Here is a 17,608-nt window from a genome sequence, read left to right as displayed (position 1 = left end):
ACCCCCGGCCGAGCCCGAGCAGGACCGTCTCGGCCTGGTCGTCGAGCGTGTGGGCGAGGAGCACGACCCCCTCAGGACCCGCAGCGTCCAGGAGGGCTGCGCGTCGCGCCGAGCGCGCGGCACCCTCCGGTCCCCCGTCGGACCCGACGACCACCCGGACCACCTCGGCCGACGCGTCCTGCAGGCCATGGTCGACCACGACGCCACGGACGGGGCGACGGTCGCGGTCGGCCACGAAGGCCGCGCACGCGGCGAGCGCCAACGAGTCGGCACCACCGGAGACCCCGAGCACGACCGGCACGGCGGCGTCGAGGTCGGCGAGGCCGGCCCGGACCCCCGCGCGACCACGGGCCTCGGCGTCGAGCAGCCTCACCCGACGAGCCCGTCAGCCGTGGACGCGCCGGACCCAGGCGCCCGGGTCGGTGATCTCGGCGCGGTCGGGCAGGTTCTCGGGCCTCTCCCACACCGCGTTGAACCCGGCGAGGCCCACCTGGTCGGTCACCCGGCGCACGAACACCGCACCGTCGCGGTACTGACGCATCTTGCCCTCCAGGCCGAGGAGCCGGCGCAGGAGCCGGTCGACGCCGTTGCCGCCCTTGCGCCGCGAGTCGAACCGGCGACGGATGGTGGCGACCGTCGGGATGACGTCGGGGCCGACCCCGTCCATGACGACGTCGGCGTGGCCCTCGAGCAGCGACATGACACCCGTGATCCGGTCGACCACGGCCTTCTGCCGCTCGTTCTGGAACACCTCGGCCAGCGAGGCCTCCGAGGTGCCGCGCACGACCTTGACCAGCTCCGGGAGCCCGTCGGTGAGAAAGCGCTGCAGCGCCTCGGAGTCGAGGTCGGTGGCCTCCGTCAGCTCGTCGATCAGCGTGCGGAGGTGGTCGCGCATCCACGGCACGGCGGTGAACTGCACCCGGTGCGTCTCCTCGTGCAGGCAGACCCACAGCCGGAAGTCGTGCGGGTCGACGTCGAGGCTGCGCTCGACCTGGACGATGTTGGGCGCCACGAGCAGGAGACGTCCGCCCTCGCCGCGCGGTCCGGTCCAGAACGGGTCGAACTGGCCCAGCACCTTGCCCGAGAGGAGCGCGACGAGGCCGCCCACCTCCGCCCCGCTGACCCGGCTCCCGACGGCGCGCGTCAGCCCGCCGACCGGGCCCGCACCGCCCGAGCGACCCTGCTCGAGCCGGGCCACGACCGGGTCCATCAGCACCTCGAACGTGGCCAGGTTGGCCTCGATCCAGCGGGGACGGTCGACGACGAGGACCGGCGCCTGCGCCTGCACCGTGTCGGGGGCGTGCAGGTCGGAGAAGTCACGCACCGGACCCTCCGACCGCGCCGCCGCCTCGCGTAGCTCGGCGACCACGTCGTCGGCCTCCGCGGCCGAGAGGTCGGGGCCGGGCCGGGTGAGGGTCGTCGCCGTGCTCCGCGCGACGCGCCAGTCGATCATGCTCCGCGCCTGGTCGAGAACAGCACAGGGTACGAGACGCGCAGCATGACGGTCTCGTTGTTCACTCGCTGACGCTCGCTCATGCGCCCACGGTACGACGTGCCGTCGCACGGAGCCGCCCGATAGGATGGCGGCAATGATCGGGCTTCTCGCGCTGCACCTCGTCGCCGCAGCGGGGGCCCCCGCCCTCACCCGGCTGCTCGACCGCCGCGCGTTCGTCGTGCTGGCCCTCGTCCCGGCCGCCTCGTTCCTCTGGCTGCTCCCCCGCACGCTCGACGTCACCGACGGTGGTGCGCCGGTCGTCGAGCGGTGGTCGTGGATCCCCAGCCTGGGTGTCGACGTCGATCTCGTGCTCGACCCGCTCACCGCGATCATGTCGCTGGTCGTCACCGGCGTCGGCGCGCTGGTCCTCCTGTACTGCGGCTGGTACTTTCGCCAGGGCGACCCCGAGATCTGGCGCTTCTCCGGTGTCCTGACGGCGTTCGCGGGGGCGATGCTCGGGCTCGTCCTGTCGGACAACATGTACGTCCTGTTCGTGTTCTGGGAGCTGACGACCGTCCTGTCGTACCTGCTCATCGGCCACAACCCCGAACGCCGTGCGAACCGTCGCGCCGCGATGAACGCCCTTCTCGTCACGACGTTCGGCGGGCTCTCGATGCTCGTCGGCCTGTTCGTGCTGCACGCGCAGACCGGCACCCCTCGCCTGAGCGAGGTCGTCGCCGACCCGCCGTCCGGCCCGGCCGTCACCGCCGCGGTCGCGCTGCTCCTCGTCGGCGCGCTCAGCAAGTCGGCCCTGGCCCCGTTCCACTTCTGGCTCCCGGGTGCCATGGCGGCACCCACCCCCGTCAGCGCCTACCTGCACGCCGCGGCCATGGTGAAGGCCGGCGTGTTCCTCGTGCTGCTCATGGCGCCCGCGTTCGCCGACACCCCGGGCTGGCGCCCCGTGCTGCTGACGCTCGGCATCGTCACGATGATCATCGGCGGCCTGCGCGCCCTCCGCCAGCACGACATCAAGCTGCTGCTCGCCTACGGCACGGTGAGCCAGCTCGGCTTCCTGGTGGCCGTCGCCGGGGCCGGGACCCGCGCGGCGGCGTTCGCCGGCCTGTCGCTCGTCCTCGGCCACGCGCTGTTCAAGTCGACCCTCTTCCTCGTGGTGGGCGTGGTCGACCGCAGTGTCGGCACGCGCGACCTGCGCGAGCTCACGGGCCTCGCCCGCTCCCTGCCCGTCCTCTTCGTGGCCACCGTGCTGGCGGCCGCGTCGATGGCGGGCCTGCCCCCGCTCCTCGGGTTCACCACCAAGGAGGCCGCGCTCGCGGCCTTCGTCGACCTCGGGGACGACGCTGGCATCGGCGCCTGGGGCACCCTCGCCCTCGCCGGTCTGGTGGTCGGGTCGGTGCTGACCGTCGCCTACACCGCGCGGTTCGTGTGGGGCACCTTCGGCACCAAGCAGGTCGCGACCCCGACGCTGAACCCACCCGGGGCGATGTTCCAGGCCTCGCCGGTCGTCCTGTCCGTCCTCGGCCTGGTGGCAGGCTTCGCGGGCGGTGTGCTCACCCCGCGCCTCGAGTCCTACAGCGACGTGTTCGCCGAGGGCGCGCACGCGCCCGTCCTGACCCTCTGGCACGGGTTCACCCCCGCCCTCTGGCTGTCGGTCGTGGTGGTGGTCGGCGGTCTCGCCCTCTGGCTGCTGCGCCGACCCGTCGCGCGTCTGCAGACGACCCTCGTCGAGCGGCTGCACCTGCCCGACGCCGAGCGCAGCTACCACTGGATCGTGCGGGGGGTCGACCGCGCGAGCATCGAGGTCACCGGCTTCACGCAGCGCGGCTCGCTCCCCTTCTACCTGGGCATCGTGCTCGTGGTGCTCGTGGTCGTCCCCGGCACGGCCGCCGTGCGAGCGTGGGGCACGCCCGACGTCTCCGTCGGCGACGGCAGCACCTTCGGCCCCGACGACGCCCTGCGGGTCGCGACCGTGGCGCTCGTGTGCGCCGCCGCCCTCCTGACCGTGCGCTCGCGCCGCCGGCTGCGAGCCGTGCTCCTGCTCGGCGTGACCGGCTACGGCACCGCCCTGCTGTTCGTGCTGCACGGCGCCCCTGACCTCGCGCTCACCCAGGTGCTCGTCGAGACCTTCGCGCTCGTGACGTTCGTGCTCGTGCTGCGTCGCTTCACCCCGTTCTTCTCCGACCGTCCCTTCACCGTCACCCGACGCGTGCGCATCGCGATCGGCGCGACCGCGGGGATCGCCGTCGGCGCCTACGCGGTCGTCGCCGCCAACGCCCGGACGGCGTCGCCCATCGGTCGTGCCTTCGAGGGGCCGGCCTACGAGTTCGGGGGCGGCGAGAACATCGTCAACATCACCCTCGTCGACATCCGCGTGTGGGACACCTTCGGCGAGCTGGCCGTGCTCGTCGTGGCCGCCACCGGCATCGCGAGCCTCATCTTCCTCATCACCGACCGCGCGCAGTCCCACCGCGAGACGCGTCGCGCCCGGCCCGGACCGAGCGACGAGCGCCAGGGCTGGCTGCCCGGCGCCGTGGCCCTGGAGGACGTGCGCCGCTCCGTCGTGTTCGAGGTGGTGGCCCGCGCCGTGTTCCCGGTGCTGATGATCTTCTCGGTCTACCTGATGTTCACGGGCCACTACACGCCCGGCGGCGGCTTCGCCGGCGGGCTGGTCGCGGGCCTCGCGCTCGCGGTGCGCTACCTCGCCGGCGGTCGGCGCGAGCTCGACGCCGCGGCGCCCGTCGACGCCGGCGTGGTGCTGGGGTCGGGCCTGGCCGTCGCGGCGCTGTCGGGGATCGTGCCGGTGCTCGTCGGCGCCAACACCTTCCAGAGCGGCGTGTTCGACATCCCGGTGCCGCTGCTCGGCGACGTGCACGTGGTCACGTCGGTCGCGTTCGACGTCGGCGTCTACCTCGTGGTCGTCGGCCTGGCGCTCGACGTCCTGCGCAGCCTGGGCGGCGGGATCGACCGCCACGGCGAGCAGGGGCACACCGACTCCGGCCTGTCCGAGGAGTGCACCAGCACTCCCTCCCGGGGAGGGGCGCCCGCATGACCGTCGACCTCGCCCTGGTGCTCGCCATCGTCGTCCTCGTCGGCTGCGGCACCACGCTCATGCTCGAGCGCAGCCTCAGCCGGATCCTGGTCGGCTTCGTCATGGTCGGCAACGGCGTCAACCTGCTGTTCCTCGTGGCGTCGGGCCCCAGCGGCGCACCGCCCATCGTCGGCCGCGGCGGCATCACCGACCCGCTCCCCCAGGCCATGGCCCTCACGGCGATCGTCATCACCCTCGGCGTGAGCGCGTTCGGGCTGGCCCTGGCCTACCGGTCGTGGCAGCTCTCGGGCAACGACGACGTGAAGGACGACGTCGAGGACGACCTCATCCGCCGGCGCGCCGAGGCCGACGAGACGTCGAGCTCCTTCGACGAGCCCGAGACCGACGTCCCCGACGAGGAAGGTGCCGACGCATGACCCAGCTCGTCGTCCTGCCCGTGCTCCTCCCGCTGCTCGGCGCGGGGCTGTGCCTCGTGCTCGGCCGGTCCGCGCGCGCCCAGCGCATCGTCAGCGTCGCCGTCCTGACGGCCGTGGTCGCCACCGCGTCGGTGCTGCTGTACCGGGCCGACACGCAGGGCCCGCAGGCCCTGACCGTCGCCGGCTGGGGACCCGAGATCGGCATCACCCTCGTCGCCGACCGACTGTCAGCGCTGATGCTGCTCGTCTCGTCCGTGGTGACCCTCGCCGTGCTGCTCTACTCCTTCGGGCAGGGCATCGTCGAGTACGGCCGCGACACGCCGCTGTCGGTGTTCCACCCGACGTACCTCGTGCTGAGCGCCGGGGTGTCCAACGCGTTCCTGTCGGCCGACCTGTTCAACCTGTTCGTCGGGTTCGAGGTGCTGCTCGCGGCCAGCTACGTGCTCATCACGCTCGGCGGCACGGAGGCGCGGATCCGCGCCGGCACGGTCTACATCGTGGTCAGCCTGCTGTCGTCGATCATCTTCCTCATCGCGATCGCCTGCATCTACGCCGCCGTCGGCACCGTGAACTTCGCGCAGCTGTCGCAGAGGCTCGGCGACCTCGACCCCGCGGTCGCGCACCTGCTGCAGCTCCTGCTGCTCACCGTGTTCTGCATCAAGGCGGCCGTGTTCCCGTTGTCGGCCTGGCTGCCCGACTCCTACCCGACCGCGCCGGCACCGGTCACCGCCGTCTTCGCCGGCCTGCTCACCAAGGTCGGCGTGTACGCGATCGTCCGTACCCAGACGTTGCTGTTCCCCGACGACTCCCTCCGCCCGCTGCTGCTCACCATGGCGATCCTCACGATGGTCGTCGGCATCCTCGGCGCGGTCGCACAGACCGACATCAAGCGCATCCTGTCCTTCACCCTGGTGAGCCACATCGGCTACATGCTGCTCGGGGTGGCCCTGGGGTCGGAGCTCGCGCTGTCGGGCGCGGTCTACTACATCGCGCACCACATCACCGTGCAGACGGCGCTGTTCCTGCTGGCCGGGCTCGTGGAGTACCGCACGGGCACGACGAACCTCGACCGGCTCGGTGGTCTGGCCCGGTCGGCGCCGATCCTCGCCGTCGCCTTCTTCGTGCCGGCGATGAACCTGGCCGGCATCCCGCCGTTCTCCGGCTTCCTCGGCAAGGTCGCGCTCGGCCGGGCGGGCATCGAGGCTGGCGACTGGCTGGCCGTCACGGCCGTCGTGGCCAGCGTCGCGGTGAGCCTCCTGACGCTGTACGCCGTCGCGAAGGTCTGGAACCGCGCCTTCTGGCAGCCGGTCGACGACGACCTCGCGCAGTCGGTGGTCGACGACGGCTCCGACGTCTGGTCGCACGGCGCCCTGCACGGCGGTGGCGACGTGTCCACCCGCACGCAGCAGACGTCGTCGTGGGCCCGCGTCGCCGAGGAGCAGCGGCTGCCGCTCGGCATGGGTCTGCCGACCCTCGGCCTCGTGGTCGCCTCGGTCGCGCTCACCGTCTTCGCCGGTCCGCTGTTCCGCGTCACCGACGCCGCGGCCGACGAGCTGCTGCAGCGCACGCCGTACGTGCAGGCCGTCCTGGGCGGCGACCGATGATGCCGCGCTGGCGGATCGTCGTCGGTCTGACCGCGATCTGGCTGCTGCTGTGGGGCGCGATCACGCCGACGTTGGTCGTGGGCGGCGTGCTCACGTCGGTGCTCGTGCTGATGCTGTTCCCGTTCCCGCAGGCCCCGTGGCGCTGGACGCTGCGCCCCTGGCCGACCCTGACGATGCTGCTGCGCTTCGTCGTCGACCTCGTGCGCGCGTCGGTGCAGGTGTCGTGGCTGGCCGTGCGCCCGGCCGCGCCGCCGCCGAGCGCCGTCGTGCGGGTGCCGCTGGAGACGCGCAACGAGCTGCTGGTCACGGTGACGGCCGAGCTGGTGTCGCTGGTGCCCGGGTCGCTGCTGGTCGAGCTCGACCCCGAGCAGCCCGCGCTGTACCTGCACGTGCTCGACGCCCGCTCCCCCGAGCACCTGGACCGGGCGGTCGCGAGCGTCCACGAGCAGGAGCGACGCGTCGTCGAGGCGATGGCGCCGAAGGACGAGCGCGACGCGTACCGTCGCCACGCGCAGGAGGTGTCCCGATGATCCCCGTCGCCGTCGCGTGCGCGTCGATGCTCGCCGTCACGGGCGTCCTCTGCCTGGTCCGGATCGTCCGCGGGCCGACGATGCTCGACCGCACGGTCGCGGCCGACGTCTTCGTCGCGGCCTGCCTGTCCGCGGTCGGCGTCGAGGCGGCGATCGCCGGCCACGTCGACACGGCGCCCGTGCTGCTCGCGCTGGCCCTGGTCGGGTTCCTGGGCTCGGTGAGCATCGCCCGCTTCGCCGCCCGCGACATCGACGCCCCCCAAGAGGACGCATGACGACCGACCTGCTCGTCGACGTCGCGTCGGGGGCGCTGCTGCTGCTGGGCAGCGCGCTGGCGCTGGTGGCCGCGATCGGCCTGGTGCGGTTCCCGGACGTGCTGACCCGCATGCACGCGGCCACGAAGCCGCAGACGCTCGGTCTCCTTCTGGTGCTCGCGGGCCTGGCGCTGCGCGTCCGCGACCCCGGTGCCCTGACGATCATCGCCCTCGTCGCGCTGTTCCAGCTCGTCACGGCGCCGGTGTCGGCCCACATGGTCGCGCGCGCCGCCTTCCGCACCGGCATCGCCGACACCTCCCGCCTCGAGCGCAACGACCTCGACGACGCGTAGTCCCCCCGTTTCGGACACTTCCGGGTGTCCCCGAGCCGGTGGAGTGCCCCGGAAGTGTCCAAGACGCGGGGAGGTAGGTTCGGGGGGTGCGTATCGCGACCTGGAACGTGAACTCGATCCGTAGCCGCGTCGACCGGGTGACGGCCTTCCTGGAACGGCACGACGTCGACGTGCTCGCCATCCAGGAGACGAAGTGCCGCGAGGACCAGTTCCCGGCGCTCGAGCTGTCGTCGATGGGCTACGAGTACGTCCACGTCGGCCTCAACCAGTGGAACGGGGTGGCCCTGCTGTCGCGGGTCGGGCTCGACGACGTCACGACGTCGTTCGCCGACCAGCCGACGTTCGGCGACCCGCCGGTGCTCGAACCCCGCGCGGTCGGCGCGACGTGCGGCGGCGTGCGCGTGTGGAGCCTGTACGTGCCGAACGGCCGCGACCTCGAGCACGAGCACTACGCCTACAAGCTCGAGTGGCTGGCCCGACTCCGTGCCGACGCCGAGGGGTGGCTCGCGGCCGACCCCGACGCGCAGATCGCGCTCACCGGCGACTGGAACATCGCCCCGCAGGACGACGACGTGTGGGACATGGCGGTCTTCGAGGGCAAGACCCACGTGTCCGAGCCCGAGCGTGCCGCGTTCCGTGCCGTGGTCGACACCGGCTTCAGCGACGTCGTCCGCCCCTACGCCCCCGGGCCCGGCACGTACACGTACTGGGACTACCAGCAGCTGGCGTTCCCGAAGAAGCGCGGTCTGCGCATCGACTTCGTGCTCGCCTCCCCCGCCCTCGCGGCCCGCGTCGACGGGGCGTTCATCGACCGCGAGGAGCGCAAGGGCAAGGGCGCGAGCGACCACGCCCCCGTCGTGGTCGACCTCGCCTGAGCCTCAGCTGCCCCAGGTCGGACGCAGCGGCATCTGCGCGTCTCCGTCGTCGCCGACCTTGACGCCGAGCACCTGGTGCAGGCCGATCTCGTTGCGCTCGAACGCGAGCCGCGAGCCGGCCATGTACAGGCCCCAGACCTTGGCGACGCCGAGGCTGACCTCACCCAGCGCGTCGTCCCAGCCCTGCTCGAGGTTGCGGCACCAGTCGCGCAGCGTGAGCGCGTAGTGCTCGCGCAGGTCCTCCACGTGGCGGACCTCGAGCCCGTGGTCGTGCATGGCGGTCACGATGGTGCCGACGGGCGCCAGCTCGCCGTCGGGGAAGACGTAGCGGTCGATGAAGGCCCCCGCCTTGGTCGACAGCGACCCGTCGCGACGCGTGATGCAGTGGTTGAGCATCCGACCGCCGACGCGCAGCTTGCCTTGCAGGAACGTGAAGTAGTCGGGGTAGTTGCGGACGCCGATGTGCTCGAGCAGGCCGATCGAGGAGACGGCGTCGAAGCCCTCCTCCTCGACGTCGCGGTAGTCGCCGAAGCGGACCTCGGCGAGGTGGTCGAGGCCCTCGTCCTTGATCGCCTGCTGCGCCCACTCCGCCTGCTGACGGCTCAGCGTCACACCGAGCGCCTGCACGCCGTAGTGCTGGGCGGCGTGGCGGACCATGCCGCCCCAGCCGCAGCCGACGTCGAGCAGCCGGTCGCCGGGCTTGAGCCCGAGCTTGCGGCACACGAGGTCGAACTTCTCGAACTGCGCCTGCTCGAGGGTGGCGTCCTCGTCGGGGAAGACGGCGCAGGTGTAGGCCATCGACGGGCCGAGGACGACCTCGTAGAAGCGGTTGGAGACGTCGTAGTGGTGGTGGATCGCCTCGGCGTCACGGGCCTTGCTGTGACGCAGTCCCTCGACCATGCGACGCCAGCGGGGCTGGTGCTCCTCCGGCGGCGGGGGCGGCGGCTTCAGGTTCGAGAGGCCGAGGCTGCGCACGATCTGCAGCAGCTCGGCCGGGCCGGGCACGCGCAGGCGCAGGCGGCTCTGCACGAGCGCCATCATCTCGTAGGGGTCGGCGAGCGAGACGCCGTCGAGCTCGAGGTCGCCGGAGACGAACGCCCGGGCGAAGCCGAGGTCGCCGGGGGCGGTCATCAGGTAGGCCAGGCCGCGCTCGTTGACCAGTCGCGCCGTGAAGGGCGCGTCCACCGGCCCGGCGCTGCTGCCGTCGTACGCCTCGAGCCGGAACGGCATGCCGTCGCGCATCAGGCGCGACACGGCCTCGGCGATCGTCAACGTCTCGCTCTCGCGGATGCTGCTCATGAGTTCCTCACCGCTTTCTCGTACAGGGAGCTGAGGCGCCCCTCGGGGTCGTGGACGGCGCGCACCGCGTCGAGCGCGGCGGTGCCGTAGAGCCGGGCGAAGGTGTCCTCGTCGTAGAAGGCCTCGGAGTAGAGGGACTTGTGGCCGCCGAGGGTGTGCACGTGCTCCTCGATGCGTCGGTTCACGGCACCCTCGGGCGTCCCGGCCGGCACGACGACCGTGCCCCAGAAGCCGAGGTTCACGTAGGTCTCGCCGGGCGCGAGCGGGTAGCCGGCCCAGGCCCGGGTGGTGCGCAGCGGGCACAGCCACACCGGCCGCATGCCCACCTCGGCGTCGAACCACTCGAGGAAGGCCGGGACGGCGTCGACGGGGACCTCGACGTCCTGGATGACGCGCTCGCGACCGGGGACCTTCTTGACCCGGTCGAGCAGCCTGCTCAGCCCGACGCGGGTGTCGAGGGAGACCAGGCGGTGGTAGACGTCGGAGCGACGCCAGCGTCGCGGCCAGAGCCGACGCACGAGGGGCTGCTGGGCACCGAACGCGGCCGAGCACCAGAACCAGTCGGTGTCCCAGCGCCACAGGTAGTCGTACATGGTCAGCCGGTCGGTCTCGCGACGCTGCAGCGAGCGGTAGTAGATGTCCTGGCCCGCGTAGTCCGACGTCGGGCCCGGCTCGTCGGTGAACCGCGCGAGCGTCACGTACACCTCGGTGGGCGTGAACGCGGTGGCGTCGAGACCGTGCACCGGCTCGCCGTGCCACTGCTGGGTCTCGGTCACGTCGGCGAGGGCCTGGGCCGCCTGCTTGGCATCGTCGAAGCGGACGTGGCGCAGCGCGACGTAGGGCGGGACGGCCTCGAGGCGGATGCGCAGGCGGGTGGCGTAGCCGAGGCTGCCGTAGGAGTTCGGGAAGGCGTCGAAGAGGTCGTCGCCGGGGCGGCAGGTGACCACCTCGCCGGACCCGGTGAGCACGTCCATCTCCAGCACCGACTCGTGCGGCAGCCCGTTGCGGAACGACGTCGACTCGATGCCGAGACCGGTGACGGCGCCGCCGAGCGTGATCGTGCGCAGCTGCGGCACGACGTACGGGATGAGCCCGTGCGGCAGGGTCGCGTCGACGAGGTCCTCGTAGGTGCACATCCCCTGCACGTCCGCCGTGCGCGCGTCGACGTCGAGGGCGACGACGCCGTCGAGCCCGCTGACGTCGAGCCCCGGCGCGTCGGTCGCGGCACGCGGCCGGAACAGGTTGCTCGTCCGCTTCGCCAGTCGTACCGGCGATCCGGCCGGGATCGCCGCGTAGGAGGCGAGCAGCCGGTCGACGGCGCGCTGGTGCTCGGTCCACCCCTTCATGACGTCAGCCATGACCTCAGCCTAAGTGCGACCTTTTTCCAGACGCCACCCGGAGGTTGCAAACGTCAACTACTGTGGCCCACCTCTCACGGCCCAGCTCTCACGGCCCAGCTCTCACGCCACAGGCGTCAGGTCGCAGCGCCGAGCCGCCACACGAGCGCCTCGCCATCACCCGCCAGCACGACGTCGCCCTCGACCTCGTCGGCCCGGAGCGCGTCGCCGGGACCGAGCAGCTCGCCCGACACCTCGACCGCGCCACGCGTCACGTGCACGAGGAGCGCGGGCGAGGCGGGGACGGTCACGGGCGCGTCGACGCTCGGGCGGGCGACGAGCAGCTCCGCGTCGGCGTGCAGCGTGACTCCGGGGTGCAGGCCAGGCCCCGTCGGCACGTCGCGCGACGCGTACTCCGGCGCCGACGCGTGCCGCGAGCGCAGCATCGTCTGCACGAACCGCAGCGGCTCGACGCCGGAGGCGTTCAGCTCCTCGTGCCGCGCGCCGTCGCCCGCGCTCAGGCGCTGGGCCGTGCCGGGTCTCACGGTGCCGTGGGTCCCGGTCGTGTCGCGGTGGGCGAGCTCGCCGTCGAGCACCCAGGTGACGATCTCGACGTCGCTGTGGCGGTGCTCGGCGTACCCGCGACCCGGGGCGACGACCTCCTCGTTGACCGCCACGACGGCGCCGAAGCCCGTGTTGGCGGGGTCGTAGTGGACGCCGTAGGAGAACGAGTGCAGGGTCCGGACGCCGTCGCCCTCGGTCACGTACCGCTCGCCTGCACGGCGCACCTCGCTACGCATAGCCGAGCTCGTGCAGGCGCTCGTCGTCGATGCCGAAGTGGTGGGCGATCTCGTGCACCACGGTGATGCCGACCTCCTCGACGACCTCGGCCTCCGTCTCGCAGATCGCCAGGGTCGGTCGGCGGAAGATCATGATGCGGTCGGGCAGGACGCCGCCGTAGGCGGTGTCGCGCTCGGTGAGGGCCACCCCGTCGTAGAGACCGAGCAGGTCGGGGTCGTCGGCCGGCGCGTCGTCCTCGACGAACAGCACGACGTTGTCGAGCAGCGCGGTCAGCTCCTGCGGCACCTGCGCGAACGCGGCCTCGACCAGCTCGGCGAACCGGTCCTCGCTCATCTCCACCACGCCCCCATCCTGCCCGAGGGCCGGTGGGGACCCGGGCGTGCAGGCCGACGGGGCCCGCCACCCGTATGCTGGGTCCGCCGCGCCCCCTTCGTCTAGCGGCCCAGGACGCCGCCCTTTCAAGGCGGTAGCGCGGGTTCGAATCCCGTAGGGGGTACCAGAGGGGTCCACCTATTTCGACCCACTCCCTGCGGTAATTGATTGCACTGCAACGCCAGACTCAGATCGAAGTAGGCCCGCACAAGTTGCGGGAGGGTTTGAACTCCCAAACCTGCCCGATCAAGGAGTGAGACGATGCCCGGTACCCAACCCTCGGGCAGGTCCGAAGGCGGCCAGGCGACGCTCGCGGAACTGGGCCACCGCGTTGCCGCGCGTCGCACTGAACTTGGCCTGAGCCTGGCGTCAGTCGCCGAGGCCGTTGGAGTGCACCACTCCACGCTGTCGAGGCTTGAACGTGGCCAACAGGACCTCGGCGCGAGTCATCTCCCGATGCTCGCCCAGGCCCTCGATATCAGCGTCGCGGATCTCTTCCCCTCCACCTGAGCCGAGGTAGGCTCGAAGTCGTTGTCAGAGGGTTCTTCGCTCGGCTCTCGCTACCCCAGGCGGTTGCTATGGAGGACGCAGACTTCGTCTCGATCGTGAGGCGATACACACCATCTACCTTGGTTCCGCTGCTCGCTCGGGTCGGGTCGGCGCGGCTCGATCCAGAACAGTGGAGTCAGCCCGGCCGGACCGGGTTCGGAACTCCCTGGTCGCTGGCCGAGATTTCGCGGGTCAGCCTCGCTGCGGGGAACGAATTCCGCAACGTGGCCGATGAACGTTCCGTCATCGAGTGCACGAACGCGTTCAACGCGCTCGACGACCCACAATTCGTGGGTGACGCCGACGACATACCAGGACTATTCCTGCGTCTGGCCGCCGAGCAGTTCCCGTTCCAACTGCCGCTCCACCAGGAGATGAGCCGGTCGGTCGCCCTTCTGTCTCACACCACCGCTGCCCGCGACACAGAGGTCATCCAACCTGGTTGGGACGCGGACCTCTTCGGATGCGACCTCCAGACATTTGTGGCGGCAGGCCAACTTCTACATATCTCCGTCGCACCCAACGGGGGCGTGTTCGACCCAACCTGGCTCGACTCTCCGGCTTTCGATCGACTGTGGGAGTTCGCCGATCGCGACAGCGTGCGCCAAGCGATGATCGACAACTACGTGATCTCTGCCGACGAGTTCAAGAAGTCCAACGGTCCGGTCGTCTCGTCGCCGTGGCGTCGGTACGAGCACAACCCGCTCGTGAGCCGTCCTGTCATCTCAGGCCTCACCGACCAGTGGATCATTCCGAGCGCCCACCTGCTCGTATGGCGCCTGAGCCCGCTGGGGATCTACCACGCAGGCGTGGAAAGGCACGGGACAGCCTTCTCCCGAGACCTGGGCTACCTGTTCGAGCCGTATATCGGCGATCAGTTGAGCCTCATCCCCGATGCGCAGGTGTTCCGCTGGGGGCAGGGCACAGACGGCACAGAGCCGATCGACTTCGTTGTGGTCCTGCCCGAAGTAGTGGTGCTCGTCGAAGTGAAGTCGACCCGCCCGACAGAGGTGGTGCGCGCGGGGAAGCCTGAGTGGGCGGAAACCGTGCGCAGCCGCATCGGTAAGGCGATCCGTCAACTTGAGCGTGACGACGCGCTGATCGAAGCGGGCGATCCCCTCTTCGATGAGATTCCCACAGACCGTCCTCGGGTCGGCTTGGTCGTCACCATGGAGGACTTCCATCTTCTGAACAGCGGCTTCCACGCACCAGTGCTCGATCGGACTCGTCCGGATCTACCCATCAGCATCGCGTCCGCAGGCGAGGTCGAGACCTGGGTGGCGCTTGCAGCGACAAGCCCAGGAAGTGCGGTCCTAGAGACAATCGAGGCAGAACCAGATGATCGCCGGTCCACGTTCTCCCTCAGCGCGGCCTTCCGCGATCGACCGGTCAACCCGAACCCGATTTTGCTTAGAGCCTGGGAGTCCGGCCCCTGGGATGCTGCTGCCCGCGCCTACGGCGATGAGACGGATGATCGGGCGGGCGAGTAGCGGACGCCGATGCCTGGACCTACGCTCGGCGGCCAGCACCAATCGCAGACCGCGGGGGCGCTGAATTGTCTTCCCGCGACGCCACCCATGCCGCGTCCGTCGTTCGAGTGATGGCCATGTCAGGGATCGTGAGGTCCGGAGAGAAAATCACGGCCTCCTTGCCGATGTGCTGCTTGTGCGCCGTGTGCGCGATGTCGAACGTGGCGCATCGACCGTCCCCGTAGAGACGCTCCGTGATGCGAGGGTCGTCGTCGTAGGTGAGAAGCCACGGGAAGTTCGCTTCAGTAAGCAGGTTTGCGAGGGCGACGTGGTCGTCGGCGTCGAAGGCGTGCAGGTACAGACCTTCGCCCTGAACAAGGTATGGCGGGTCGGCATACACGAATACGTCCTGGGCGGACTCGGAGAACCTGCGCAGGAACTCGATGCCTTCGAGTTCGGTGACGTAGATGCGGTGGCGCATGTCCGCGACCGCGTTGATGCGCTGGACCAAGCCCGCGCGGTTGAACCGGGCATCGATTTTCCAGGTTCCGCTCTGGTCGAAGCCGCCGATGGGACGAGCGTCGAGGATGCCAGAGCGGTTGGTGCGGTTGAGGAAGAAGGTGGCGAAGCCAAGTGCGAGGTCGTCGCGCCCGGCCGGGTTCTCGTAGATCGCACGCTGCTCGCGCCACTGACTGACGCTGACGTCGATGGTCTCGATCATCCGGCAGAAGGCTTCTGGCTGGTCCAACGAAGCACGCCAGAACGCGGCGATGCCAGGGTTCAGGTCGTTGAGATGGATGATGTCGACTACATCATCCTTCAGGAGCCGCAGGGCTGCGCCCCCTCCGCCAGCGAAGGGTTCGGCGTACTGCCGCGGGCGAGGCTCCTGCACCTCTACGAGTCGCCGGAGGTAGGGCGCGAGACGCGCTTTCCCTCCGGGGTATCGGAGCGCCGAGAGGTACCTCATCAAGCATCATCCTCCCTCAACCAGTCGTTCATGGCCACCAGCAGAGGTTGGTATCGGCGGGCGATGGCGATGCTTTCACTTGCGGTCCGGCTGGCACTCTGATCGTGCAGCGCGTACTGCAGGAGTCGGATCTCGTTGTTGGTCGTTGCGTGGTAAGCCTTGCTCAGTTCCGACGTGACCTCTGCTTCCCGCAGTTCGCTGGCAGCCTGTGGTTCCAACGTCTTGATCGCCTGGCGAAGCAACTTGTCGAGATACCTCGGAGGTTCCACGACTCCGGTCTTCTTCAGGAAATGGTGGGTCGTCAGTTCGAGGACCACGCGGAGAGTGATAGCGACGACCTCATAGCGACTCGACACGTCCAACAGCGACACTTGACGCGTGATCTCTTGAACACGCGGCGGGAACTGGTCAAGGTTTAGTCCGCGGAAGATCCGATCGTCCGCAGGGGTCGGACGCGGGCGCCGCCCTTCGTCGTCCTCGCTCTGAGACTCTGCCGGGCCGCCAACGCCAGGTCGACCGGGTCGACCTGGTCCTGACGATGAGGTGGCTTCGCCGTCGGCGGGGCCATCGACTCCGTCGGGGGCGGGGTCTGGCGCAGGCTGACCACCGTCCTGTTCGGGCTCTCCTTGGCTCGTCGGCGGGACCGGGAGAAGATGCCGGTAGGTGTAGAGATAGGCCTCGAAGTCACTCACGGTGTCGAGTTCGCGCGCCCAAGTCTTGCCGGAAGGCGCCTTGTCCTGCGCGAAGTCGCTGATCACCCGCCGCAGGATTGGGGCCGTGGCTTCGGCGCCATGCAGAAACGTCATCCTTCCGTCGGCGAACTCAAGACCCAACAGTTCCCGCACGATCGAACGGTCAACGAAGCGCTTGATCATCGTGTAGCGCTTATCTCGAACCACTTCGAGATCTGCCTGGAGGTCCGGCACGTGCCCGAGTTGATCTGAGACCAACCCGACGAAGGCAGCGGCGCGTGTGGTCTTCGATGGATCCGACCGAGCGAGCCTGCGATCCTTCATGGCGGCTCCCCATGGCACGGTGCCGACGCCTCCGTTGCCGCTTGAATGCTTCAGGTCGATCCATGGTTCGGCTTCCTCCTCCGAGGGCGCCACGACTACCTGGACATGAGTAGGCGGACTGAAGTTGCTCTCTTGAGCGAGCCGTTCGACTCGACTTCGGAACCGCCTGGCCAGCGTCGAGTCGCGTACGGAACCGGGGTCGGTCCACAACTTCAGCACCGTCGTGCGTCGGTTCCCTTCGAGCACGACGAATCCGCTGTCGTCTTGCAACACGATGAGCGGGTCGGCACTGTTCAGTCGTCCCGCCCGAGAGATGTCGCGGAGCAGTTCCATGCACTGCTCGCCCGCGATCGTGAGCATGAGTTCCAGGGCATCGGCCTGGTCGTGGGCGTCACGACTGAAGCGCGAGTTCCGTAGATCCAGTTGCAAGTCAGTCAGCGCGACAGTGAGGGCTGGGAAGGCAGGGAGAAGTGGCCGCTTACTCGGCTGGTCAGTCATGGGTTCCTCACCGCAGGTTTCATGGACGGGCTCCGCGTGTCGCGCTCGCGGTCTGACCCGGCCAATCGAGCGGGCTGCCCCAATCCTGCACATCCTTGCGGGTCATGGTTTGGGAACGCGCCGAATGGGGGCGACTCCCCGGTCTTTCGGCCCACGCCCACTCGCATACGGGCGCTCGGATCCCGTATCAGCACTGCCACTGGAGGGCTCTCACGGTCACTGAACGTATTATGAGTGTATGCACACGACCGCGGACGCCGCTCAGCGCCTAGCGGTCACGCCCGCTCGCGTGCGCGCGCTCATCCGGTCGGGACATCTCGAAGCGATGCGCCTTGGACGGGACTGGCTCATTGACGAGCAGAGTCTGGCCCTGCTTGTCGAGCGACCTCGACCCGCTACGCACCGGCCGTTCTCGGCACGGGTGGCCTGGGCGGCCGCCCAAGAGGCAGCAGGCTCCACCAGCCCGTGGATGTCGAGTTCTGAACGGTCACGCGTTCGGGTTCGACTCCGCGATGAATCGTCGACAGACGTGTGGCGGGCGCGTCTTGCTCGCCGAGCGGACTCTCTCAAGCGCTACAGGATTCACCCTGCGAACCTTGCGGTTCTCTTGAGCGATGACCGCGTTCACGAGGCAGTGCTCGATGAGTTTGTCGCTGCCGACCTTGAAGTAGTCGGTGGGTCGCGCCTCTTGTGGTGCGCTAGCGGCGACCTGGATGACCTCGTTCGAGGGCATGGCCTGCTTAGGTCGTCGCGTCCGAACGTCGCG

Annotated in this window: 18 protein-coding genes, 1 tRNA gene and 1 pseudogene; 11 read left to right on the top strand and 9 right to left on the bottom strand. The window is 69.9% G+C overall.

Annotation, left to right across the window (positions count from 1 at the left end; all coding sequences use genetic code 11):
• Both A6Q81_RS07005 and A6Q81_RS07000 read right to left on the bottom strand, forming a co-directional pair.
• Nucleotides 1–301 (bottom strand): PP-loop family protein (locus A6Q81_RS07005; RefSeq protein ID WP_286689980.1); only part of this gene is annotated, 301 nt, incomplete at its 3' end.
• Between the two features lie 84 nt (nt 302–385).
• On the bottom strand, nt 386–1,453 hold the full coding sequence (locus A6Q81_RS07000) for an Rv3626c family coenzyme F420 biosynthesis-associated protein (protein ID WP_286689979.1): 1,068 nt from the start codon (nt 1,451–1,453) through the stop codon (nt 386–388).
• 136 nt (nt 1,454–1,589) lie between these two features.
• Here A6Q81_RS07000 and A6Q81_RS06995 point away from each other — a divergent pair, with 136 nt between their 5' ends.
• From A6Q81_RS06995 to A6Q81_RS06965, 7 genes are all read left to right on the top strand, one after another.
• Nucleotides 1,590–4,502, top strand: coding sequence for a Na+/H+ antiporter subunit A (locus A6Q81_RS06995; protein ID WP_286689978.1), 2,913 nt, complete (start codon nt 1,590–1,592; stop codon nt 4,500–4,502).
• Complete coding sequence (locus tag A6Q81_RS06990) at nt 4,499–4,918, top strand: Na(+)/H(+) antiporter subunit C (protein WP_067854384.1); 420 nt, start codon at nt 4,499–4,501, stop codon at nt 4,916–4,918. Before A6Q81_RS06995 ends, A6Q81_RS06990 begins: the two co-directional genes overlap by 4 nt.
• Nucleotides 4,915–6,522, top strand: a complete 1,608-nt coding sequence (locus A6Q81_RS06985; protein ID WP_286689977.1) for a Na+/H+ antiporter subunit D — start codon at nt 4,915–4,917, stop codon at nt 6,520–6,522. The genes A6Q81_RS06990 and A6Q81_RS06985 overlap by 4 nt, the downstream gene beginning before the upstream one ends.
• Complete coding sequence (locus tag A6Q81_RS06980) at nt 6,519–7,052, top strand: Na+/H+ antiporter subunit E (RefSeq protein WP_286689976.1); 534 nt, start codon at nt 6,519–6,521, stop codon at nt 7,050–7,052. The genes A6Q81_RS06985 and A6Q81_RS06980 overlap by 4 nt, the downstream gene beginning before the upstream one ends.
• Complete coding sequence (locus tag A6Q81_RS06975) at nt 7,049–7,327, top strand: MrpF/PhaF family protein (RefSeq protein WP_286689975.1); 279 nt, start codon at nt 7,049–7,051, stop codon at nt 7,325–7,327. The genes A6Q81_RS06980 and A6Q81_RS06975 overlap by 4 nt, the downstream gene beginning before the upstream one ends.
• A complete protein-coding gene (gene mnhG / locus A6Q81_RS06970) occupies nt 7,324–7,659 on the top strand; it encodes a monovalent cation/H(+) antiporter subunit G (protein ID WP_286689974.1) in 336 nt (111 codons plus the stop codon). Before A6Q81_RS06975 ends, mnhG begins: the two co-directional genes overlap by 4 nt.
• An 86-nt stretch (nt 7,660–7,745) precedes the next feature.
• Nucleotides 7,746–8,534 carry an exodeoxyribonuclease III gene (locus A6Q81_RS06965; protein WP_286689973.1) on the top strand — a complete coding sequence of 263 codons (789 nt, stop codon included), beginning with the start codon at nt 7,746–7,748 and terminating at the stop codon, nt 8,532–8,534.
• 3 nt (nt 8,535–8,537) lie between these two features.
• On the opposite strand, the gene A6Q81_RS06960 is transcribed toward A6Q81_RS06965, so the two are convergent.
• From A6Q81_RS06960 to A6Q81_RS06945, 4 genes are all read right to left on the bottom strand, one after another.
• On the bottom strand, nt 8,538–9,833 hold the full coding sequence (locus A6Q81_RS06960) for a class I SAM-dependent methyltransferase (RefSeq protein ID WP_286689972.1): 1,296 nt from the start codon (nt 9,831–9,833) through the stop codon (nt 8,538–8,540).
• Nucleotides 9,830–11,191 carry an FAD-binding oxidoreductase gene (locus tag A6Q81_RS06955; protein ID WP_286689971.1) on the bottom strand — a complete coding sequence of 454 codons (1,362 nt, stop codon included), beginning with the start codon at nt 11,189–11,191 and terminating at the stop codon, nt 9,830–9,832. Before A6Q81_RS06955 ends, A6Q81_RS06960 begins: the two co-directional genes overlap by 4 nt.
• 116 nt (nt 11,192–11,307) lie before the next feature.
• Nucleotides 11,308–11,958 carry a pirin family protein gene (locus A6Q81_RS06950; RefSeq protein ID WP_286689970.1) on the bottom strand — a complete coding sequence of 217 codons (651 nt, stop codon included), beginning with the start codon at nt 11,956–11,958 and terminating at the stop codon, nt 11,308–11,310.
• A gap of 4 nt (nt 11,959–11,962) precedes the next feature.
• Nucleotides 11,963–12,304, bottom strand: coding sequence for a metallopeptidase family protein (locus A6Q81_RS06945; protein ID WP_256475015.1), 342 nt, complete (start codon nt 12,302–12,304; stop codon nt 11,963–11,965).
• A 90-nt stretch (nt 12,305–12,394) separates the two neighbouring features.
• On the opposite strand from A6Q81_RS06945, the gene A6Q81_RS06940 reads away from it, so the two are divergent.
• The 3 genes from A6Q81_RS06940 (at nt 12,395) to A6Q81_RS06930 (ending at nt 14,382) form a co-directional block, all read left to right on the top strand.
• Nucleotides 12,395–12,470 (top strand) — tRNA-Glu (locus tag A6Q81_RS06940).
• Between the two features lie 134 nt (nt 12,471–12,604).
• Nucleotides 12,605–12,853, top strand: a complete 249-nt coding sequence (locus A6Q81_RS06935) for a helix-turn-helix domain-containing protein (protein WP_286689969.1) — start codon at nt 12,605–12,607, stop codon at nt 12,851–12,853.
• 68 nt (nt 12,854–12,921) lie between these two features.
• Entirely contained in the window at nt 12,922–14,382 is a 1,461-nt protein-coding gene (locus tag A6Q81_RS06930; protein WP_286689968.1) for a hypothetical protein, read from the top strand.
• 19 nt (nt 14,383–14,401) lie between these two features.
• Here the strand turns inward: A6Q81_RS06930 and A6Q81_RS06925 are convergent, their stop codons facing one another.
• Together A6Q81_RS06925 and A6Q81_RS06920 are read right to left on the bottom strand one after the other, a co-directional pair.
• Complete coding sequence (locus A6Q81_RS06925) at nt 14,402–15,328, bottom strand: DNA adenine methylase (RefSeq protein ID WP_286689967.1); 927 nt, start codon at nt 15,326–15,328, stop codon at nt 14,402–14,404.
• Entirely contained in the window at nt 15,328–16,842 is a 1,515-nt protein-coding gene (locus A6Q81_RS06920) for a hypothetical protein (RefSeq protein ID WP_286689966.1), read from the bottom strand. The genes A6Q81_RS06925 and A6Q81_RS06920 overlap by 1 nt, the downstream gene beginning before the upstream one ends.
• 238 nt (nt 16,843–17,080) lie before the next feature.
• Between A6Q81_RS06920 and A6Q81_RS17205 the strand changes: the two are divergent.
• A pseudogene (locus A6Q81_RS17205) lies at nt 17,081–17,215 on the top strand (helix-turn-helix domain-containing protein); the annotation flags it as partial.
• 114 nt (nt 17,216–17,329) lie between these two features.
• On the opposite strand, the gene A6Q81_RS06915 reads toward A6Q81_RS17205, so the two are convergent.
• Nucleotides 17,330–17,575, bottom strand: coding sequence for a hypothetical protein (locus A6Q81_RS06915; RefSeq protein ID WP_286689965.1), 246 nt, complete (start codon nt 17,573–17,575; stop codon nt 17,330–17,332).
• Nucleotides 17,576–17,608 lie beyond the last annotated feature (33 nt).

This window comes from Aeromicrobium sp. REDSEA-S38_B2 (assembly GCF_001628525.1).
Taxonomy (GTDB): Bacteria; Actinomycetota; Actinomycetes; order Propionibacteriales; family Nocardioidaceae; genus Aeromicrobium; species Aeromicrobium erythreum.
The sequence above is the reverse complement of the archived record's forward strand: the minus strand, read 5'-3'. Positions and strand labels throughout refer to the sequence as shown.